This window comes from Paenibacillus sp. EB106-06-01-XG199, from assembly GCF_058791575.1.
Window position 1 is genome coordinate 27,893 of the sequence record NZ_JBYTDQ010000012.1, and the last position, 21,479, is coordinate 49,371.

A 21,479-nucleotide genomic window follows, 5' to 3' on the forward strand; every position below is an offset into this window, starting at 1 on the left:
GGTGGTGGGAAAAATGGACGAGAATAAAGATGATAGAACAAAAGTTATAGAAATGTTAAATAAATACAAATGCAGTGGTGAGGTTATTGATGGATTGAACATGAGTGACATGGACCTCACATTTTTAGACCTGTCAGAAGTTATGGCAGATGGTATCATTGCAAAAAGGGTCATGTTAAGAGCATCCTCTTTAATTAGAGCGTCGTTTTTAGATTGTGATTTTGAAACGGCTGATTTTAGAAGCTGCAATTTAGAGGGGATTGACATGGCTGATTGTGTGCTTAGTGGAGCAAACTTCCAAAGAGCAAATATGAAATATGCAAAAATGAATATAAGTATGTGCTTAGAAACTTGTCTTGAAGAAGTCGATTTTTCCCATGGTGAACTGATTGGATCAACTCTAATCAATGCTATCGTTCGTAATGCAAATTTATCTGGGATCAATGCTAAACAAGCAAGTTTCTCTAGTGCAAATTTAAGCAGCGCTAATCTCACAGAGGGTAATTTTGAAGGAACTAATTTTATTAGTGCAAATTTATCTGAAGTAGATGCTAGAAATGCTAACTTTGCAAGTGCAGACTTAACAGGAGCTACCCTTTGTAATGGGATTTTTACAGGAGTTGATTTTACGGGTACCAAACTTGATAACGTAGTTTGGAAGGGAGCGAATGTGGAAGGGGCTAAGTTTGACAAAAGTGTTAAGGAACAAGTAATAAAGATGATCTAGTGATCTGCTTGGAGTTTTACGTAAATTAGACGAACAAACATAGTTACTTAGAAGGCTTATTCCAACTTGACTGGCGAGAAGGAATGAGCCTTTTAGCATGTATAAAATCAGATAGCATTAGGCCATATAGTTATCGAAAGAATTACTTAATCACAACTGACGAACTTAACCATAGAGATGCAGGGGCAAAGATAGAGAATATCTTAATACGCACAGTCCATGGTCATGATGGTACATTAAAGGACTTGTGCAACAACTCCCAAAACTTTTGAGGAATTCTTAATTGACTTATTGGGAGGGTAGCTTTTTTATATGTGGTCAGATAAAATTTCTTGGAGACAAGAGGCTTCAGTGTATTTCAATGTGTAAAGGAATTACTAGAAGAGTTTGGGGGAACAAAGTAACGCTTACTCCAAGAAAGAAGGAACTATAGAGGTCCTTCCATTTTATTCCTTGAAACTGCAATAGGTGATATATTGGAAAACGAAGATTTTTTAAAGTTCGAGTATTGGTTTGCGGAACCACTTGTAGTTATTGGAGAGGCATATCGACGTAAAATGAATATGCCTATCGAAAAAATTAATAATAACGAGCTTCGAGGAACGGAAGTGGTGATAGTATGTTTTCAGATAAATTTGAAAAAATGACAGATGATGAGTTTAGGAGTTTAACAGATGAAGAATTTAACGAATATATAAAATTGAAGAAAGAAGATCTTCCTAGACATCATCGTAAAATAGAAGAGATCACGATCGATGTTGTTTCGACTCCAGAAGAAGCAATTGAAATCGCAAAAAAGTACCATCAAGTACATGAATTGGATGGGGCAGTTAATGAGCAAATAGATAGTTTATTTTTTGACGAAGCCTATACATTTAAAGTGGATTTAGAAAATAGAGAGAATGATGATATTCGACCTGCTTGGAGAGTTACTGTAGATTTACCACCAAATCCATTTTTGTTTGAAGCTTATACTATAATTGTATCAGACCGAGATAAAGCGGTAATGGGGATGTTAGATCCTAATGGACATCCAGTATCAGAAGGTAACGAGTTCACTGATGAAGATATAGAGTATATTATGAGTGATGAAGACCTAGAAGATGATGAGGAATAATATTGAAATCATTTTTAATCCTATTATTTTATTTTTTAAGTAGTGATTTTAGTGGGTAGGTATAGAAGGAACTCATTATCAAACAATACCACATGTTTGGAAAGTATAAGGTTAATAACGTAAGAGCGTACTTAGAACAGGCCGATTATGGTCAGATATACCATGAAAAAGGAGCCGATGTCGCGAGAGTGATCGTAAGAATAGCGGATACCGCAGGGGAGGCAGCTGAATGCCGGTCTAGGGAAAGAACTGACGAAAGCGAAGAAGCTGGTAAGCAACCAAAGCTGGGAGATGCTAGCCGGAAAGCTGAAGAGCCGCATGAATACTATCCTAGTTTAGTTGGTTCAGGAACAGCACGAACTTCTAGCAATTGATGAGAATGGTACATAGACTTGATTGGGAAGGAAACTCTGTGATATATCCAGGGAGATCCAGATTTCAAGGGGGCTGGAATGGTAAAACAGGAAGTTGATATAGGTTGACCGGAGAATCTGCAGGGACTTGCCGCCGAAGTGCATAGGGTTTTTAGAAATGAACATTGTCAAGAAGCCGAATGACAAAGGATTGTCCGTCTTGTTTGTAGCGATCCAATTGTTCCAAATTGCCGTAAGCACGGTCCATGACCATAATAAAGTCAGGATTCTCCAACGTTTCGCATACAGGCCCATCGTGCCGTGCGCCAATCGTTTCCGTGACGCCAAATGGCTGTCTGTTTTGCACCCGCAAGGCGACATGCAGTTTAACCGCGAGCCCAGGCAAACGAGTTTTCCCAACCGTCATGATCGTCGAGTCAATGAGCAATAGTTCCTTCGGAAAAGCCAACTTTCGCCTCGTTTCCCGATTACATTTGTGGACAAGGAGTTGAAACAACACTTGAAATACAGCAAACGGCAGATCCGCTGCTTTACAGGAAAAAGAGGAATAATGAACGAGAGTGAGGCAGCGATCTCATTTGAATTATGCAAAATGCTGACATATAGCAAAGTGAAACTTCAGAACGAACATCACGTAATAACAAAATGGTATGTGAAAATAATATCAATTTAGAATTTTATTTTATCCGAGGAGGGGAAGCTTTGAAGAAATTATTAGCATTTTTGTTGTCTTCATCCTTGATACTTACTTCACTAGCGCCACATGCACTAGCTAAGGATGAGAAAGCAGCAATGACACGAGAAGAGGTTGTTACTTATTTATTAAATGTTGCAGATGATTACAACCCTGGCTTGAAGAAAGAAGACATTTTGAAGGGGGATGCTCAAGGAAAAACTAAAGACGGTGAGTATGTCTCGCGTACCGAAGCATTAATTATGCTAAGTAGAGCATTCTCAGACCTACCGAAGCCGCAAGGAAACGATTTGCGTAGCTTAAATACAGCGTCTTCCTTTAGTGACATCCCGGTGTGGGCACAAGATGAGATGACTACAATTGCTGCGACAGGTATCGTTAACGGTTATACGGATGGCAAACTTGGAGCTAAGGATCAAGTTACACTTGAACAATTAACCGCACTAGTTAAACGAATGGTAGCGTTAAAGGGGACAAATCCTCGTGATGATTATTATGAGTTTGTAAATAAAAAGTGGCTGAATGCATCTACCATTGATGCTGGAGAAATGAGCAATGGTGCATTTAACGAATTGGATAAACAAAATCAAGAACGAATTAAAAATATACTGCAAGAAGTTGTGAAGGACACACATGCTAAAGGATCAGTGGAACAGAAAATTGCAGACTTTTATACGAATGCACAAGATATGAAGCATCGTAATACTTTGGGAATTAAGCCAATTGCACCTTATATAGCATCCTTGAATCAAGCTTCTACAATCAAGGAGCTAATGAATGTAGGCTTGAAGATGGAGAAAGAGCTCGGCTTTGGCTCAATTTTATCATTTGGTATCATGGCAGATGCTAAAAAAAGTGACATTAATGCATTATATTATGCAGGTGTAGGCTTGATTTTAGACAAGACGAGTTATGTTTCTAACAATGCTCAAGCAAAACAAGTGTATGTCTCGTATTTGAGCAAGTTATACCAGCTTGTTGGTGACAGCAAGGAAGCTGCCGAGAAAAAGGCAAACTCATTGTATGAGTTTGAGAAGCAAATAGCAGCAGCAACGATGGACATTCAAGACCAAAATGATGTAAATAAATATTATAATCCATATACGATCCAAGACTTTGCTGCGCTGTTCCCTTCACTGGATATGGCTGATTATTTGAAGCAGCTACAGCTTGGTTCCGTGGATAAATTAATTGTAATGGACAAGGGGCAAGCCAATAAGCTTTCACAATTAATGACTGATGAGCACGTGGAAGATTTTAGAAACTACATGCAAGCGATTTGGCTTATTAATTCCAGCAGCGTATTAAGTGAAGAGTTGCAACAAGCGTCGTTGGATTTCCAAGCTAATCTATTTGGTATTCAAGGTCAAAAAACACAAGATGAAATTGCAATTCAATTAACACAAAGTGTAATGAGTGATTACTTAGGTCAAATGTTTGCAAAACGCCATTTTACAGCTGAAGCGAAGCAAGACGTGGAAAAAATGGTGAAGGAATTTATTGCGGTGTACAAGGAGCGTATTAAGGCGCTAGACTGGATGTCTGAAACCACTAAAGCTAAAGCTATGCTGAAGCTAGATAAAATGACCTACAAGATCGGTTATCCTGATAAATGGGATGACAGATTTAAAGACGTATCCATCGTATCCATTAAAGAGGGTGGAACATTATTTGATAACTTTGTAGCTATTCGCAAAGCATCATGGAAAACAGAAGTAGCAACATTGGGTCAACCTGTGGATAAAAGTAAATGGCAAATGAGTGTCTACAATGTTAACGCCTATTACAACGCACTCAATAATGAAATTGTATTCCCAGCAGGTATTCTTCAAGCACCATTCTATGATATTAATGCGAAGCACGAAACAAATTTAGGTGCAATTGGTATGGTAATTGCTCATGAAATCAGCCATGCATTTGATAATCTCGGCTCTTCCTATGATGAAAATGGAAATGCTGTAAACTGGTGGACACCTGAGGACTATAAGAAGTTCCAAGAAAAAACGGAGCAAGTGATTGCTTATTATAACGGACTGGAAGTCATTCCTGGTGTATATAATAACGGTAGCTTAACTGTGAGCGAAAATATTGCTGATCTTGGTGGTATGGCCGCCTCCTTGCAAGTATTGTCTCAAACGAAAAATGCTGATTACAAAGCTTACTTTGAAGGGTATGCAACGATATGGCGTACAACAATGACTAAGGAAGTGTTAGCTTATCTTTCTAGCAATGACACACATTCCGCTAACAAGATTCGTGTGAATCGCACAGTTGCCAGCTTTAAAGATTTTTATGATGCCTATGGAATTACAGAAAAAGATATGATGTATGTAGCGCCAGAGCAGCGTGTGAGTATCTGGTAGAGTATTGTAAGTTCTAATTTATTTTTGCCTAAAATATAAAGGATTGTTTCCACGACATTTCGGGTGGGCCGCAATAACACTCCAAAGCTCTTTCCCACTTGAACCATGAGTAGGAATGAGCTTTTTTACATACCCGAAATCAAAGGAGGATGAAACGAATGGCAAAACGTGTATAGGTTGTGACAGCAGAATTGAAGAAACAGCAACCAGTGCAGAAAGCAGAAAAGAAGTTACGGTCCATAGCACAGGCCCGCGCATTATACGAGCTAATTGATGGAATTTATGATAACTGTCAGCAAGCCCGGGAGTACGTGAGTAGCAGGGGTACATCATTCTGGACGGACAGATTCTCAGGTTAGTGTAGGCTTATGCAGTATAATCGGGGGGAAATGCTGCTGAAAAAAAGGGGAGAAGTATGTAGTGCCCTAGCTTTAATTGTTTTTTCACCATGAAAATGGTGATGGTAAAAAAAATGTCGAAGTATTGACTCGGATGAAAATGGAATCATACACTTTGGTAAATTCTCAGATATACTGAAGACGTTCAAAGACGGAACAAGATGTTATACTCCAACTCGTGGAGCTTTTCAAGTTAGGAGATTTTACGCAAAAAACACTCTTAATTCACTTGTTAAATCATTCTGAAGATGAAGCAGTATTAAATCTTTGCATTCGGATTTTTTGCTCAATTTGTACGCATGAAGATTTAAGAGACTCGAACAATCTTCTGTTTTTAGAAAATGCTACAGAAGATGTGGTTCATACATTTGCGTCAGCGGCAGTTACAACGCTTTCTCTCGAAGCAGTTCCATATCTATTAGCATTACTTGAAGATTGGGATGAAATTAATGATACGTCGATCATTATAAGGGATTCTATAGATGCTTTTATTGAATTTGAAGAGCATTTAGGTGATGGTGCAACCGTGGAAGAGATTGGTCATTATTATTTGGAGTACATTAACAGTTGTAACTCGGAAAAGTATTACTATAATCAAAAAAATGCATTTATTGGTAATTTAACAAAAAAATTAATTGAAAGAGTTATGATTGCCGCTAATACCGGACAGCGTCTTGAAATGGAGTTAGTTCCATCCTTACTATCGATTTGGTCTGGGGAGAAAGTGCCAGGCGATTACTACACAGTAATAAATGCAGACAACTATAAAGGTTTTATTAATTATGTCGAAGGACTTTCAAAGAAAAACTGGGAGAAGGGACATAAGTATTTTTACGGACTTAAAGTATAATGTACGGTTATAAGACACCCTCTGTGATAACATGATGTGAAATAACCCGTGATAAAATGAGGGCTGCCCAGTTCCAAATGAACTCATCATTCAACTAACAACACATATAACTTAACAATAGCGTTACGATGATCAGGTCGATTATGGTAAGATACCACCATGATTGACCTGTTTTTTTGTTTTTTTATAGGAATTCGAGCAATTCATGGAAAATAGTGTCCTCTAGATCAAGCAGCCATGGCTCATTTAACTGCCGTTGTCTCGTGGTGGAGCAATACGGGGAGATAGTATGGTACAAAGTCCCCAGAAGTTAGGGAATGGATGCTTAACTCCGATAACTATCTCAAGTTTTTTAAAAGTTAAATCTCAGAGCAAATGAAAACTGGATAATAGAATTGGATGTCGATTTGAATATTGTAGGAGTAAGATAAATGAGAGTATGCCTTAAAGAGGGTTTAGCGAAAAAAGAGAATCTATCAATGAATAAAAATTATATAGTTTTTTCTGTGGAAACCAGTGAAAATGGTGAGAAATTTTTCCGAGTAGAAAATGATGTCAATCAAGTTGTGCCTTATTCAATCTCTTTATTCAAAGTTGTATCCGATAAAGTGAACTCTGATTGGATATTGTGGAACAAGCCCAATAATAGCTCAGCTTTATTGCCGAAGCAATTTGCTTATCTAAGTTTTTGGGAGGATTATTATAATGATGAATTAGAGGCATTGAGTATATTTAACTTGGTTAAGGAGCAGCTATTTCAAGAAGAATTAGAAGAGATTGAGGTGCGTGAGATTTTTGAAATAGAGAATGAGGATGAGATTACATTCGTTCTTAATGTTCTCTTTAAGACAAAAGACAATAGATTCATTAATCAAGCGATTCAATATGTAAAAACAAAGTTGGAAAAAAATTATGGAATAGATGATACTACACTACTTGCATTTCAATATCTGAGTTTATTCAATCAAAGTGAAGTAAAAGATTATTTCCTTTGTTATTTGACTAACATTGAGTTAGGAAACGACCAATTAACTGCAGTAGTAAATGATTATTTTAGCTAAAAGTAAATGACTCTAATGAGGGTGAAACATTTTGAAATATTTAAATGAGTTAGTCTCACAATTTAGAATTGATAACATTCCTATGAATCCTTGTACAAACGAAGATTTAATTAATGTGAGAAAACTGATAAGCGATCAAATATTACCGATGGCTTATATTGAATTTCTTGAAACAATGGGAAACGGCACTGATCATACTTTTTTGCGTGGTGAATCATGTTTTATGGATGAATTGTTAGCGTTAAATGAAGGGGGGGCAGAATTGTTAGAAGAAAACAATGTACCTCTTAAACTTACTTCAAACGATTTTGTATTTTGGATGAGTCAAGGTTGTATGTTTTGCTTCTTTAAATTAGATGAAGGGGAAAATCCACCTGTCCACTTTTACTCAGAAAGTAAAAAGAAGGATGGTTTTTATAAGATTACAGATACTTTTACAGAATTCTTACAGCGTAGGTATATAAAAGATAGGTATATATTTCAAAAAAAAGAATGGGTTGCTAAATAATTCGTTAATGGATGCCATAGCTAACAAAGTTGGAGGAAAGTATAGTGTATTCAAATAATGACGAAGTTGGTTTAAAAAGAGATTTATACGAACAATCAAAACCTGGGATGATTGATACTTCAGCGGTAAGCCCTAATTGGTTTACCTTTACGGATCATGAATGGGAAGCATTACAAAAGGATTTCTTTGAAAAGCCTCTTGACGGCTTGTTGGTTGATTTAGTCTCGATATTTAGAAAAGGGAATCCCAATTACATCAATTTAGGTAGCCTGTTCGGCATTGAAAAAAAGAGGGTAGATGACAAAAATAAGATTATCTACACTGTTAATCAGGTGAACCGGAAGGAAAATGACATTACTAATGTTACAATGTTTCTTCATCCTGATAGCCACATAATCATAGAGATTTATTTACATATGCAAGTACTGCCTCATATGAATGAACTTAAATGCAGGATCGAGGAGAACTATTCCGATTTACTTGTTAATGTTAGCAATGAGCTTGTAATTATTGATAGAGATTTTAAATTAACGCTTAAAGAGTGATTTTGTGAAAATGAGTAATCCATTAATTTATAGGATAATTTTGAAAGGGGGCGTATAGATGTCTAGTCCAAAACTTTCTGCATCACAAGCGTTGAATATTGCACAAGAGTACATCAACGAACGTAACAAGCACATCATGGGGTATAACAAAAACTACATTCCATCGACCATTGACAGTGACATAGATAAATCTGTTCAGTATTATGAAGATTTTTTTGCATTGACGGGCGGCGCTTGGATTGTTGAGATAGACTTTAGGGATTTTGAAGAGCTTTTGGTTGTTTCTGATGAACAACAAGTTATTTCTTTTTGGATATTAGGAATTGATAGAAATAAATTACCTGAAATACACACCAAATTAACCACTGACCAATTACTCCAAATTGCTCAAAGCTATAATGACGAGTATGATTTAGAGGGAGTAATCCATCCTAATCACGGTGAGTCAATATTTTTTTATGAGAAATTTGAACATGTTGAAGGGTACTCATGGATTATTAATATGAACGTACCCCCTTCACCTTATGGCGGGGGTGATATGGTAAGTCTGGTTTTTTCTGATGAAAAAGCGTGTGTTGAATATATGTTTGATCCGTCAGGTTACCCGATTACCCCTCATTTAGATGACGATTAAGAGAATGATTCAAGATGAAGATAGCCTCTATCAGAACACACAACGTACAAACTTGGCAGACGTTAAAAGGCTTATTCCAACTTGAATCATGAGTTAGGAGTGAGCCTTTTTATATGTATCAGAATTTATGGGATCATAAAAAGTCTTAGAAAGTTCAACTAGCACAGAAAATTGGAGGGAGTTTAATATTTATAAAAAATGACGAAAGCATTAATGCGAAGTTTCTTTATAGAAAGCCTGTAGTTATTGGGGTATTGGACGATAGTGATGATGATTTCAATGATATGAGCTGGATGGTGGATAACTCGTGGGAATTGTTAAAAGTGAAATTTATAGAAAGTTCTTTTCAGGAGTTAGTTGTGGGGTTGGTGGAAATATTTATAGGTGGACAACCAAACTACTCAACACTGGGTGAAATGTTCGGTAATGATACAAAGGTGGAGGGGGATGTTGAGAAAGTAGTATACAAAATAAGCAATATTGAAAGAAATTCAAATGATATTATAAGAGTTAGCGGAAAATATGAGGGCGTATCCATTGAATTAAATAGCGAGTTTATTATTACAGGTAAGGATTACAGAATCATCATAAGCGGCAAATAAAAAGGGGAGACTTAAAAATGACAATAAACGATCCGATTTTTGGTGAACTTGAGTATAACTATACTTGGGCTAAGGATACTACGATTCATTTTTTTGGAAAAGAAACTGAGATTACATTGATGATCGATGGTGAAGAAGATGGCAAGTTTGATGAAGATCAATATACGGCGTATCAATCATTAATGCAAAACTGGCAGCAATTACAGCAAAGCTTCTTGCAACCCATTTTAGACTATTACCAACAAAAACGATATGAACTGGGTTATGATATGGAATTTAATGAGTATTATCCCTTAGTTGAAACAACCAGCCAACTTCTTGAGATGATTACTTTGGTTGGAATTGTTGTTTCATATGCAGGGATTTATGAAGGCCGAGATATCGGAATACTTTTTGATTGTACATGGGATGCAGAGAACGGAGTGGGAATTCGTTTATTGAATGAAAAAGTAATTGAGGTAGGTTATCAGGATGTTGCGATTTGAATAACTTATCATACGATACGAGAGAAATACTGATACAAGCAGGCTGGAACCCGAATAATAAGGCTGATTTAACCGAGACAGTAAAGTTTTTAGAAGCAATGGGGTATCAAGTATTCGATTCAGTGATTGATGCACTAGACCCTAGATACTCTATGTTTATTTAGAAAACCAGAAGAGGTATAACGCCGGGAAAAGATAGACTTGTGGCAAAGGTGGTTTGATAAGTTATGAAGAACGGAATATACAGCAATTTAGTTGAGGAAGTTATTCAATTCTCTAATTCTATTATGGAATTCCCGAAAACAGCTAGAGCCCAAAATATCGTTACAATTAATCAATATGAAGAGGCAAAAAGGCTAGCCAGTACAGAAGTTTTTGGTGAAGATGAATATACTTGGTCTGATATAAGACAACTTGAAATGGGAAAAGTTAAGGGGAAGTTATATAAATTAGCTTCTTCCCAAAAACCTAGTGGTTTGGATGAATTAACTGGATTAATAGCGGATGGTCTTAGAAGTCAAATAACTGACCCCTATCGCGATTTTTTTGAAACTGTTGTAGTGGACTTGAGAAACTGTGCAATCAATCGTGCAATAAACGGTGAGGTTGAAAATTTTTATGAACAAGTTTTTAGAATCTATAAGGCTGGTGGTTTTCCATGTGGTTGGGATGGTGATTATCCAGACGAAGGAAGAATTATTGCTTACTTTGCCTAAACAAGAAATTGAGTGAGGTTAACTTATGACTTTTTCACAAAGAACTATTGATATTTTAAAGGATGCTGGCTGGTATCCTGAAAGGAAAGTAGAGGTTAGCTCGACAATAAACTTTTTGGTGGAAAAAGGGTTTGAAGTATTTGATCTTGCCAAGGAGGCATTTGAACACTTCGGTGGACTAGAGTATTCAGTGCCTAGTGACGAATCAGATGACTTTCAGATAGGTCCTGAATTTTTAAGGGCAGGCATCGAAAAGAAACACTATAGCAGGTATGAAACAATAATAGGAGAAGAGCTAGTTGTAATCGGATTGGCATATGACGAGAATGCAACTATGTTTATGTCTAAAACAGGGAAAGTATATGGCATTATGAATGATTATTATATTTGGAAATTCGGCGATAATATATATGAAGCTATACATAATTTATGTGAGAGTAAAGAGTTAAAGGTAATTAGTGAAGAATGAGAATAGTGGGGGGAGTTTTGTGAACATAGAATTTGAGTCAACATTTAAACCAATTCAACATCAAGAACTAATAACTTTTGAAGAAACGTCTAGTCTTGTCTTGCCAGATGATTATAAGAATTTTTTAATGTATCGTAACGGAGGTAAGACAGTTCGCAGAAGATTTGAAACAAGAGATCAGAAAATCACATCGTCTATTATGTTATTTCTGCCACTTAGCAAAGAAACGGAGAGTAATCTAGAAGACTATTATAAAAAATATAATGGTGGAGCAATAATCCCTCCTAACTTTATTCCTATTGGGATAGATCCTGCAGATAGCCTTATTTGTCTTGCTGTTAATGAGGAGGATCAAGGAATAGTTTATTTCTGTGATATGGATTATTTCGAAGAGGACAATGAGTTGAGACCCGAATTCATTAAAATAGTATCTTCAAGTTTTAGTGAGTTTGTGAATTCACTGTACCAGCCAGATTGATTCCAAAATCCGCCCGCTCCGATAACAGTCACAACACGGCATTATGGAGGTAAACATGTTCAAGAGCGAAAAGATTAAAAATTACTTCGAGGAAAATGGTTGGTATGAAGGAAGGGAAATTGATATATCCCTTTATAAGGACATGTATCAAAAATTCAATATTAAGCCCAATCCTTTAGCGCTAAATCTATTGAAGGAATTTGGAGGAATTTATTTAAAGCTGCCCTCTAAAAGCTCGAATTATTATACATCTTTAATACTTGATCCAAGTGAAGGCGAAGTAACTCTCGAAGAGTTAAAAGAGTTTGAGGAAACAATGGGTGAGAAGCTGACACCTTTAGGTTTCTTTCCTAGGAGCACACTTGATATTTATATTTCAAACTCTAATAAATTTTATTTTGCTGGTTCCTATGAATTTATGTATATAGTTTTTATAGGTTCTGATTTTTATGAAATGTTAGAAGTGTATTTTAACAAGGAATATCTTGACCAAGATAGATTTCCAAATCTATTCCCTGAGGATTAATACATAGCATTGCAGTTCAAAATTTAGCCTGGCAGACTTACTCCACTTGAAATTTGGGTTGAGGTAAAGGAGACAGATAGGTGAAACGAAATTATGAAGCATTATTTGGTGCGTTTTATGAAAGTTATTTTGATTATAAAAGCGAAAAGATGAGCGATGCTGAAGCCATTGCCTGCACAGCTGATGCATATTTTGGTGTGCAAAACAGAGGCGAGATGGAGAAGGCTGTTGTATATATTTCAGAAGGAAGAATTTGCTTAACGCACTCAAAAATATTCATTAAAGCAAAAGAAAGAATAGTTGAGGTATTAAATTCTTTAGATTTACATAAGCTTCAAATTGAAACAACTCCAGATGAATATAAGGACCTATTAGAGCGCAGAGATATGGTACTGGATGAAATTGATAATATTCCAGTAGATTATAGCCCCTACACAAGATGGTATTACCATGAAATGGAGAAAGAAGTTAAGAACTACTTTGGGATCATTGTTAATGAAGTGGAAAATAAAAATGAAATGATAGAGAAAGTATTGGAGCGTTTTGAACGTGAATGTACGAATACGCTTAGCGAAAATATTGTTGTTAAAACTACGCTTGTAGAGTTACTAATTAGATATGAAATTAAGGGAAATGAACAATTTGTAGAAATCAGAAAAGAGCTGGAACAGTTCGATATAAATGATGTAGGTGAACAATTAACAGAAAATGAGAAGGAAGATCTGTCTCTCCGAATCAGCAACTTGTTGATGTAAAAGTTTATTCGATACTTGCTAGAGCCTTTTTAACAAGTTGGTCTGACTGACGTGTTGTCTCTGGCAAACGATAATCGGGTGATAGATGTAGAACCCATTCACAAGCGGTATCTAATGAAATACGATGACCAGTGGAGACGAAGATAGGCTTAACATTATTCTGTGTTCTAAGAACATTTCCGATAATCTCTCCTTGATCTTGCAGTGGTGAAATTGAGCCTCTTGTTAAATTGGGTTCTTCATACTCTCCTAATAACCTGGTTTTTCCACAACCAATTGTAGGAATATCAAATAGAACACCTAAATGACTTGCCAGACCAAATCGTCTCGGATGGGCAATCCCCTGACCATCACAGACAACTAGCTGAGGAGAGGTCTTTATCTGCTTAAATGCTTTAACTAAAGGGGGAAGCTCCCTGAATGAAAACAGCCCTGGAATATAAGGGAACTGAACAGAATCTTCAACTACCACGGATTCTACTATATCTAAGGAGCTTGCTTCTAAAATGACTACTGCGGCAATCAGTAAGTCACGTTGTTCACTATATGCCACATCTACTCCAGCGATATAACGAATTTCAGCAAATTGATCTTCTTTTATTACTTTTAAGGATAACTTTTGCTGTAATATTATTGCTTCCGTTTCGGTCAAAATCCAGGAATGATTTAATATGGGTTCCATCTTGTATCCCTCATTTTCGAACATTAGAATATCTGCAAATGCGAAGTACATTTATCTTAACACCTGGAAAATACTAAATTTGAAGAGGAGCATCATGTCTTTTAGAAAAGCAAACTGCGTCACCGCTTTACTTACGCGTAAGGGTCCGTTGCGCCCGCTCAGTAATACGTTTCGTTTCCTTTGTGTCAGAGGCCTTCAGCCAGTCGGAGCAAAGCTGCAGCACCCAATCCGGCTGGCTTTTGCTGGCGTCATTCAGCCAATTGGCCACCGAGTCCTGCACATATTTGACCGGATCGGAACGAAGGGGTTCAAGGAGCGGAAGCCCCTGTGCCGGGTTTTCTTTCAAGGCTTGTATATGTTTTGCCCAGACGCCTTGGGGACGTGTCGACTCCACGGCAAATCTGCGGATATTTGCGTCCTCGTCCCGGACCCATTTCGCCAAGAGGGTGATGGCTGCCTCCAGATTGGCTGAGATATGGGCTCTTACGGCCATCCAGGCAATCTCACGCACTCCAAAATGGGAATCGGCAGCAAACGGGCGGATATGCTGCAGTATGCCGGCAATATCCATATCTGGAGTGACTCCGACGATATAAGCCGCCCAACAACGGACGCTGTCGGAGCGGTGTGACGCCAGCATGGCGAACAATTGGCCTCGCTTGGTCTCGGGCAACTCCCTCAGCAGGCGATGCCACTGCGCTGCAATGGCCGGAATCATCTTCATCGGCTTGTCTTCTTTAAGCTTATTTAAAGCAGGCAGCATTACCTCTGCTTCATGTGAAAGACCGGAAGTGTTCAGCACAATGGACAATAACGCCCGGTGATCTACTGCCAGCCATTCTGTCAGATTGACGCTCTCAATAAGACCTTGATTTAAGCGTTCCAACACATTTTGCGGAATATCCGCAGCCTTCTTGGCGCCTTTGCGATTAAGGATATCTGCGGGAAGTGAAGCCGTTTCGTTCATCAAAAAAAGGACCTCCTCATGGGTTGCTTTCCTTAAAATACCCTGAGCAACCGCATGGAGGATGTAATGCAGATTACAGCTTAATGACAATCTGATATCAACTTCTCAAGTCGCTCCGGATGGATGCGGACCGTTTTAAAGCCTGTCTGGACCAGGCCGTCTCTGTTCCATTGCCGCAGGACGCCGCTTACTGCCTCCCGGGTGGCTCCAACCATATTGGCGAGTTCCTGGTGGGATAAGGACAGGTTGATCATGGATAGTCCGTCCTGCTCTTCACAGCCAAACCTGCGGGACAAACGCAGCAGAATATGCGCAAGCCTAAACCGCAAATCCCCAAGTGCCAACTGCAACATCAGACTGCCCATATCATTAAATTGGCTGCTTAACGTCTGTATCAGGTTCAACATGAAACGGGGCCGGCTCAGCAGGAACCCTTCGAAGCGGTCTTTGTTCATCAGACAAATATCGCAGTCATCCAGCGTGTCTATAAAAAGCTCTCTTGTCCCAAGCGAGATGCCGGCCATTTCCCCAAAAACATTTCCTTCACTCAGAATATCGAGCGTGAATTGCTTGCCGGTGCTGCTCAGCTGATAAAGACGAATCTTGCCCTTTTTGACAAAAAACAACCCTTCAGTAAATGTCGACGGTGTCTGGATCAACCTATTCGCCGGGACTGCTGTAATGGAAGTCATCTCCTCCATCTCCATTAAGTCCTCAGTGGACAGATTATTCAGAAGATTAAACTGGGATAAATACTGGATGCTATTCATGAATCCTCCTTAGCATATAATTGGTACTACCCTACCATAATCGAGCCAAAGCTCCGACGAAACAACTATGTAAATCACAGCTCTGCCATATAAATGAACCCCGGGCTGCAAAAAGCCCGGGGTTTATTTTGTGTGATAGCTACCCTTAGGTAATGGAGGCTTCGTAGATTTCCTGTGTGGATTTTGCGAGCATAGCATTGAATTCATCGTCCGATAGCTGATCGCTGAGCCCTTGCGATAAAGCGCGGGAGAAGCTGGCGATCAGTCCATGGTTATGTGCCAGCTTGTCATTGGCTTCAGCTTGGGAATAGCCTCCAGACAAAGCCACGACCCGTACCACATGCGGGTCTTCAATCAAATCGCTGTAGAAATTGTTCTCAGTCGGTATGGACAGTTTTAGCATGACTTTTACATCTTTGCCAAGGGCGGATAATTGAGTGGAGAGCTCATGTTTTAATAGCTTCTCAGCTTGTCCCTTATCTGCACTGTGGATATCCACTTCTGGTTCAATGATCGGCACCAGGCCATAACCTGCAATTTGCTTAGCAATGGTGAATTGCTGTTCGACAACTTTTTGAATGCCTTCGGGATTTGCTTCCTTAATCAGCGAGCGCATCTTGGTCCCGAAGATGTTTTTCTGCACTGCGCGCTTCAGGAGGTCATCCAATCCGGGAATAGGCTTCATAAGCTGAACCCCATTTTCAAGTTCATCCAGACCTTGATCGATTTTCAAAAAAGGCACAATGCCTTTCTCTTCCCAGAGATAATCGGCGGTTAATTGCCCGTCAATGAAGCGATCCATCGTGTTCTCAAAAAGAATAGCACCCAAAATGTGCTTGGAATCAAACGCTGAGCTCTTGATAATACGTGTTCTCATTTCGTGAACCAGTTCAAACATCTCTTCTTCATTGGAATAGCGGTCTTCCTGAATACCGTATTGCAGCAGTGCTTTAGGCGTGCTTCCACCGCTTTGATCCAAAGCCGCAATGAAGCCCTTTCCCGTGTGGATCACGTCCAATTGTTTCGTATTCATGGTCGTTTCCCCTTCCCTTCCATAAAATGAATGGTAACTGTTTCAATCATGTATAGTTTAGTTAGAATAAACGAACAATGCAAACTAAAGGAAAAGACAGGGAAGCCAAACAAGTATGAGAGGTGTGTTCACATGAGTATTGATTTGATCTGCACGATAGGTCCGGCAAGTTCTTCTGCTGCTGTTCTCAAGGAATTGCTGCTGAGCGGGATGACGATTGCCCGGCTCAATATGTCACACGGGAGCCATGAAGAGCATGAGCGGGTAATTGAGGCTTTGAAGACAGCCGCTGCCGAATCGGGACAGCCCGTACGGATAATGGGTGACTTGCAGGGACCGAAAATCCGTCTGAGGAACATAAAAGGGGACGCGATTCGCTTAGATGAGGGTCAAACGTTTATCCTTGACCAGTCTGATGAACCGGGAAGCCGGGAACGCGCAGCGCTCGATAATCCTGGTGTAATGGAAGATATTTTACTAGGGTCAACTATTTTAATCAATGACGGGGAAGTCAAGCTTAAGGTGACGGATAAACATCCGTCCAGGATCACTACACGGGTTATAGTCGGTGGAATGATCGGCAGCCGAAAAGGCGTTAATCTTCCAGGAACGGTACTTCACTTGCCGGCCATTACGGAAAAAGACAAACGGGATCTTCAGTTTCTGCTGGAGCATCATGTGGATTGGATTGCGTGCTCCTTCATCCGTGAGGCGTCGCATTTGGAGGAAATTCGAGAGTTTGTAGCTTCACTGGGGAAATATAGTCAACCTGGCCTTATTTCTAAAATCGAAACTATTCATGCGGTGCGTAACTTTCCATCCATCATGGAGGCGTCCGAGGGAATCATGATTGCGCGCGGAGATCTTGGGGTGGAGCTGCCTTTTGAACGTATCCCCTTTATTCAGAAAGCGATTCTTCGCGAGTGCAGCCTGTCGAAGACCTATGTAATTACGGCCACTCAAATGCTGCAATCCATGATCGATCATCCGGTTCCGACGCGCGCAGAGGTAACAGATGTCTCTCAGGCCGTAATGGACGGGAGCGATGCCGTGATGCTGTCAGCTGAGAGCTCGGTTGGTCATTACCCGGTGCAGAGCACAAGAGCCCTGAATACGGTAGCCAAATTTGCAGAGAACATGCGAGAGCAGGGGAAAAACGGTTTTTCACTGGAGGAGATTTGCTCCGAGTCCCTATTTCATAATCTGTATAAGAATATCGCTATTAATAACCGTTCAGATTGAACATTTCTATACAGCAATATGGATGCAGAGATACCGGCTGCTTTCGCTCAACCGCCGCTTAGGTGATAACCTATTTCAAGCCGTTGCTTTGGCAAATATGATGAAGAACAACATTAACTCGCCTAATATAAGATGTGGAGTTGCGCATTGCTGTCACGGCCGAATCGGTTGATGTATACGGATTGCCCTAGACGAAGGGCCTACGCTCATGGAGCTTGTGGCTAGAAAATCCAAAGCGAAATTCTTCATGCTGGATGCGGGTGAGTATATAATTTGAATACAACATGTTAAGAGAAAAGGCTTCATCCGTCGATTAGAATTGCCCGATCCATTGAAGCATCACATCAGCCGCCAAGCCTAAATTGCCAATTTGACAGTGATTGGACGCGTGTTCCTTTGCTGTGAACATGCGGGCAGTAAGCGAACGGACATGGGTCAAACTCGTGATTTGTTCGTTTAGCTGTTTGAGAGGAACATAATGATCCTCCTGTCCTACCAAAAGAAGAACATCTTGTGTGAGCAAGGAGGAAATATCCTTCGTGTTATACAGCATGGTTTTTCTCATGAATTCTGCCGGTGTTTGGCTGCTGGTGATATGCATCCCCTGCATCAAGCCCCACTCAATCATCAGGCTTTTGCCCGCCATTTGTTGTAACGCCGTATTGACTTGCTCATTCTGCCCATCCGCCAACAGCGTTTGAAGCTTTTCCCTGGTTTCTGGTTCAACTTGCTGCATAAATACTTCAAAAAAATTCGTCAGAACGTCATACGCAATAACATGTTTTACTCGCTTCTCAAACGCCGCAGCCCGCACTGCCAGAAATCCCCCCAAGGACATACCAATCAGAGTAACATTGTCCAGGCTAAAAAAATCAAGAACCGCACTCACCGGTCTTTCCCATTCATGGGTAAACGGTAACCCGTAATCCTCTAAGGCTGCTCCTTGTCCGGGTCCGTCGAAACAAACGACATCAAATCCGGCACCTTTAAAAATCATAACCATCAAAAGAAGCTCCTCCACATAACTGTCGAATCCTCCAAAAAAGACAACTGTTCTCTTGGGATTGTCCGCAGAGATATGGTAAGCTGACAGAAACTTGTTCTCGTAAGGAATGAGGTGGTGTTGCTCCTTGGCTATCCCGTAATGGGCAGTTGACAACGCAATGAATTGCTTGCGCAATTGCTGTTTCTTCGGATTTCCCTCTGGCAGGTAGAACTCCCCTCCCCGGAAATAATACGCCGCTTTAAGCTTTTTATCTTGTTCCAAAGCCTGATTGCCGAGTTGGATAAAGGAATGGACAAGCTCCTCATATGAATGGATACTGCGCGCGGCCTCACGCATTTCGCGAAGCATGTCTTCGTCATTTGTCCAATTATAAAACCGGTTCATTTGAAAATTGATGCTGACATTCGGGTGGAGGTCATAAAGTCCTACGGGAAAATCGCGGGTAGACCATTTGTTCATCATCTGTAATGCTCCTTTCCTTTTGTTTTTTTTTATCATACACTCACTATAATGAACCCGAACCTCTGCCACAATCACTGGATAATGCGGTTTCGTTGCTTATTCAACAGACGGATCTCTTTTGTTGCTTGACACAGAATTACGAGACAGGCGGTGTTAAAATGTCTTATGAAAAAGATCTGAGGGTGCTGAAAACACGCAGGCTGATCAGAGATGCGCTGGTAACCCTCATAGAAAAAAAAGGATTTAAGAATATCACGGTCAATGATATTGCCGAGCAAGCAATGATCAACCGTTCGACTTTTTACCACCATTATACCGACAAGTACGAACTGCTTGATCAGATGGTGAATGAGTTAATTGCAGAGCTAATGACGCTGGTGGCTCCGGAGGCTCATGTCAAAGGCGGGAAATTGGAATACTCCAGTTTTGTGGATACGATACAAACCATATTAAGCGTTGTAGCAAAAGACGCACAGCTTGTAAAAGTTGTAATGAGCGATAATGAAATGATCAGAATCCGCAGGCGAATGGAAAATACGTTAAAGGAAAAGCTGGACAAGAGTTTTCAGGAACAGATCCTAATCTCCAAGGATCTGTTCCTCGAATTAATTACGTCGCTTTATATGGCTGCTATCGAATGGTGGGTCAATAACGATATGAAATATTCTGCGGGGTATATGGCAGAGCAACTGGTTCGGATGCTTGCGGCCGGGCCTGTAAAAACCGCTGGTCTGGGGTCCATGTAGGCTTTGTTGCATGAAACTTTAAGAACTACAGTAGAGCGAATCCAAAAACAATCCGATGTGAATGTATTTGGTCTTGAGGATGACAAAAGCCATTTGCGCTTATCCGGTTCATGGGCATCTCATAATCTGTAAAGGGACACAGATAACCTATTTCAAGCCGTTGCCTTGGCAAATATGATGAAGAACAACATCAACTCGCCCACTATAAGATGTGGAGAAGCCGCTATAAATAGGTCCAGGGTAAACAGGGCACAAAGAATGCCGGTTAACAGAGTAACAACGGTGAAGCTGGGTCTAAGATGATTGAATTTGTACTGAAAGAGTATGAACATCACGGAAATATAATAGATCAGCACAGAGCCGAAGGCAAAACAAAGCATAAATACGTATTCCAATTGATCTATAAAGAGAAGTTGTATGGAAGCGGCAATCATACTGAGTGAAAAATAAATAAACAAGTGCCCGTATATGAGGCTCTGTCCTGCCGTTTGTTTCGATTTGTCTACGTGCTTCTCCACATTCTCGAAGTATTGCCACCAGATGGCGATCACTAATAGAAAAGCCAGGGCTGCAAATAAAACAGAAGATCCTGTGAATTTATAGGATTGCAGGACAGACAGCATGCTGACTACCGACTCACCAAGCAGAATCAGGGTAAACAAAGCAAATCGTTCTAATAAATGCGCAGTATGAATAGGCGTCTTGACCAAAATCTTTCGTCCGAGCAGAGGTACAATAATGTCCACAGCAATGCCTGCATATAGAAACAAATACCGTACTGAGGAGTCGAAAAAGAGGGAAACGCAGGAGATAACGATCCCCAGCCCAAAGGAGGCTCCTAAGAAACGGGCTGTTTTCTGCTTATGTGCAGCCTCTGTCCGCGAAGAGAGCACATACTGGACGGCGGTTAAGCTCCTTAAACCGATATATCCGACAAAAAAAGGCAAATAATTTGCATCAAAGTCCACATCAAGACTGGCGGTCATGATCAAAACAAAAAACAGCTGCACGATCATAAAGAGCCGCTGCGCATTGCTGTCACGGCCGAATCGGTTGATGTATACGGATTGCCCTACCCAAGCCCACCAAATCGGAACGAAAATCAGAATGAATTTCACCAGATGTTCAACGGAAATACTGTTATGCTCGACATGTAGCAATACATGGGTAGCTTTGGAAACAGCAGCTACAAATAACAAATCGTAAAAAAGCTCTAGCCAAGAAACCTTCTTCTCATGCATTGTTAGGAAGCCCCCCTCAAATTTTGCA

23 protein-coding genes and 1 pseudogene are annotated in these 21,479 nt (G+C 39.9%); 17 read left to right on the forward strand and 7 right to left on the reverse strand.

Going from position 1 to position 21,479, the window contains the following annotated elements; all coding sequences use genetic code 11:
- The first annotated feature begins 13 nt into the window (after nucleotides 1-13).
- Nucleotides 14-727, forward strand: coding sequence for a pentapeptide repeat-containing protein (locus AC3WT9_RS29685; RefSeq protein WP_341378060.1), 714 nt, complete (start codon nucleotides 14-16; stop codon nucleotides 725-727).
- A 619-nt stretch (nucleotides 728-1,346) separates the two neighbouring features.
- Nucleotides 1,347-1,844 carry a hypothetical protein gene (locus tag AC3WT9_RS29690; protein ID WP_341378061.1) on the forward strand — a complete coding sequence of 166 codons (498 nt, stop codon included), beginning with the start codon at nucleotides 1,347-1,349 and terminating at the stop codon, nucleotides 1,842-1,844.
- 525 nt (nucleotides 1,845-2,369) lie between these two features.
- Here the strand turns inward: AC3WT9_RS29690 and AC3WT9_RS29695 are convergent.
- Entirely contained in the window at nucleotides 2,370-2,666 is a 297-nt protein-coding gene (locus AC3WT9_RS29695; protein ID WP_341378062.1) for a transposase, read from the reverse strand.
- A 254-nt stretch (nucleotides 2,667-2,920) separates the two neighbouring features.
- On the opposite strand from AC3WT9_RS29695, the gene AC3WT9_RS29700 reads away from it, so the two are divergent.
- The 13 genes and pseudogenes from AC3WT9_RS29700 (at nucleotide 2,921) to AC3WT9_RS29760 (ending at nucleotide 13,302) form a co-directional block, all read left to right on the forward strand.
- Entirely contained in the window at nucleotides 2,921-5,275 is a 2,355-nt protein-coding gene (locus AC3WT9_RS29700; protein WP_341378064.1) for a M13-type metalloendopeptidase, read from the forward strand.
- Nucleotides 5,276-5,815: 540 nt separating this feature from the next.
- Nucleotides 5,816-6,523, forward strand: a pseudogene (gene imm47, locus AC3WT9_RS29705) (Imm47 family immunity protein); the annotation flags it as partial.
- 431 nt (nucleotides 6,524-6,954) lie between these two features.
- Entirely contained in the window at nucleotides 6,955-7,584 is a 630-nt protein-coding gene (locus AC3WT9_RS29710) for a hypothetical protein (protein WP_341378065.1), read from the forward strand.
- Between the two features lie 31 nt (nucleotides 7,585-7,615).
- Complete coding sequence (locus AC3WT9_RS29715; protein WP_341091552.1) at nucleotides 7,616-8,092, forward strand: SMI1/KNR4 family protein; 477 nt, start codon at nucleotides 7,616-7,618, stop codon at nucleotides 8,090-8,092.
- Nucleotides 8,093-8,136: 44 nt separating this feature from the next.
- Complete coding sequence (locus AC3WT9_RS29720) at nucleotides 8,137-8,637, forward strand: hypothetical protein (protein WP_341378066.1); 501 nt, start codon at nucleotides 8,137-8,139, stop codon at nucleotides 8,635-8,637.
- A gap of 58 nt (nucleotides 8,638-8,695) precedes the next feature.
- Complete coding sequence (locus AC3WT9_RS29725; protein WP_341378067.1) at nucleotides 8,696-9,271, forward strand: hypothetical protein; 576 nt, start codon at nucleotides 8,696-8,698, stop codon at nucleotides 9,269-9,271.
- Nucleotides 9,272-9,525: 254 nt separating this feature from the next.
- Nucleotides 9,526-9,873, forward strand: coding sequence for a hypothetical protein (locus AC3WT9_RS29730; protein WP_341378068.1), 348 nt, complete (start codon nucleotides 9,526-9,528; stop codon nucleotides 9,871-9,873).
- Between the two features lie 17 nt (nucleotides 9,874-9,890).
- Entirely contained in the window at nucleotides 9,891-10,358 is a 468-nt protein-coding gene (locus AC3WT9_RS29735) for a DUF6985 domain-containing protein (RefSeq protein WP_341378069.1), read from the forward strand.
- A 227-nt stretch (nucleotides 10,359-10,585) separates the two neighbouring features.
- Nucleotides 10,586-11,074 carry a hypothetical protein gene (locus AC3WT9_RS29740; RefSeq protein WP_341091560.1) on the forward strand — a complete coding sequence of 163 codons (489 nt, stop codon included), beginning with the start codon at nucleotides 10,586-10,588 and terminating at the stop codon, nucleotides 11,072-11,074.
- 25 nt (nucleotides 11,075-11,099) lie between these two features.
- Entirely contained in the window at nucleotides 11,100-11,543 is a 444-nt protein-coding gene (locus tag AC3WT9_RS29745; protein WP_341091561.1) for an SUKH-3 domain-containing protein, read from the forward strand.
- Nucleotides 11,544-11,562: 19 nt separating this feature from the next.
- A complete protein-coding gene (locus AC3WT9_RS29750; protein WP_341378070.1) occupies nucleotides 11,563-12,021 on the forward strand; it encodes an SMI1/KNR4 family protein in 459 nt (152 codons plus the stop codon).
- A 55-nt stretch (nucleotides 12,022-12,076) separates the two neighbouring features.
- Nucleotides 12,077-12,547 carry an SUKH-3 domain-containing protein gene (locus tag AC3WT9_RS29755; RefSeq protein WP_341378071.1) on the forward strand — a complete coding sequence of 157 codons (471 nt, stop codon included), beginning with the start codon at nucleotides 12,077-12,079 and terminating at the stop codon, nucleotides 12,545-12,547.
- A gap of 80 nt (nucleotides 12,548-12,627) precedes the next feature.
- A complete protein-coding gene (locus AC3WT9_RS29760; protein ID WP_341378072.1) occupies nucleotides 12,628-13,302 on the forward strand; it encodes an Imm3 family immunity protein in 675 nt (224 codons plus the stop codon).
- 4 nt (nucleotides 13,303-13,306) lie between these two features.
- Here AC3WT9_RS29760 and nfi read toward each other — a convergent pair whose 3' ends face one another.
- The 4 genes from nfi to AC3WT9_RS29780 all read right to left on the reverse strand — a co-directional run bounded on the left by nfi (nucleotide 13,307) and on the right by AC3WT9_RS29780 (nucleotide 16,754).
- The gene (gene nfi / locus AC3WT9_RS29765) at nucleotides 13,307-13,984 is read right to left on the reverse strand and encodes a deoxyribonuclease V (protein WP_341380346.1); all 678 of its coding nucleotides are present in this window, start codon (nucleotides 13,982-13,984) and stop codon (nucleotides 13,307-13,309) included.
- Between the two features lie 127 nt (nucleotides 13,985-14,111).
- Nucleotides 14,112-14,951: a DNA alkylation repair protein gene (locus tag AC3WT9_RS29770; protein ID WP_341380347.1), complete on the reverse strand. Its 840-nt coding sequence runs from the start codon at nucleotides 14,949-14,951 to the stop codon at nucleotides 14,112-14,114.
- A gap of 80 nt (nucleotides 14,952-15,031) precedes the next feature.
- Entirely contained in the window at nucleotides 15,032-15,721 is a 690-nt protein-coding gene (locus AC3WT9_RS29775) for a Crp/Fnr family transcriptional regulator (RefSeq protein WP_341091569.1), read from the reverse strand.
- Between the two features lie 145 nt (nucleotides 15,722-15,866).
- Nucleotides 15,867-16,754 carry a fructose bisphosphate aldolase gene (locus tag AC3WT9_RS29780; protein WP_341378074.1) on the reverse strand — a complete coding sequence of 296 codons (888 nt, stop codon included), beginning with the start codon at nucleotides 16,752-16,754 and terminating at the stop codon, nucleotides 15,867-15,869.
- A gap of 132 nt (nucleotides 16,755-16,886) precedes the next feature.
- Here AC3WT9_RS29780 and pyk point away from each other — a divergent pair, with 132 nt between their 5' ends.
- Nucleotides 16,887-17,996 carry a pyruvate kinase gene (gene pyk, locus AC3WT9_RS29785; RefSeq protein WP_341378075.1) on the forward strand — a complete coding sequence of 370 codons (1,110 nt, stop codon included), beginning with the start codon at nucleotides 16,887-16,889 and terminating at the stop codon, nucleotides 17,994-17,996.
- A gap of 313 nt (nucleotides 17,997-18,309) precedes the next feature.
- Here pyk and AC3WT9_RS29790 read toward each other — a convergent pair whose 3' ends face one another.
- Nucleotides 18,310-19,500: an alpha/beta hydrolase gene (locus AC3WT9_RS29790; RefSeq protein ID WP_492408508.1), complete on the reverse strand. Its 1,191-nt coding sequence runs from the start codon at nucleotides 19,498-19,500 to the stop codon at nucleotides 18,310-18,312.
- Nucleotides 19,501-19,622: 122 nt separating this feature from the next.
- Here AC3WT9_RS29790 and AC3WT9_RS29795 point away from each other — a divergent pair, with 122 nt between their 5' ends.
- A complete protein-coding gene (locus AC3WT9_RS29795) occupies nucleotides 19,623-20,210 on the forward strand; it encodes a TetR/AcrR family transcriptional regulator (protein WP_341091576.1) in 588 nt (195 codons plus the stop codon).
- A gap of 152 nt (nucleotides 20,211-20,362) precedes the next feature.
- Here AC3WT9_RS29795 and AC3WT9_RS29800 read toward each other — a convergent pair whose 3' ends face one another.
- Nucleotides 20,363-21,451 (reverse strand): low temperature requirement protein A, encoded by a 1,089-nt coding sequence (locus AC3WT9_RS29800; RefSeq protein WP_341091578.1) that lies wholly within the window; start codon nucleotides 21,449-21,451, stop codon nucleotides 20,363-20,365.
- Nucleotides 21,452-21,479: the final 28 nt, after the last annotated feature.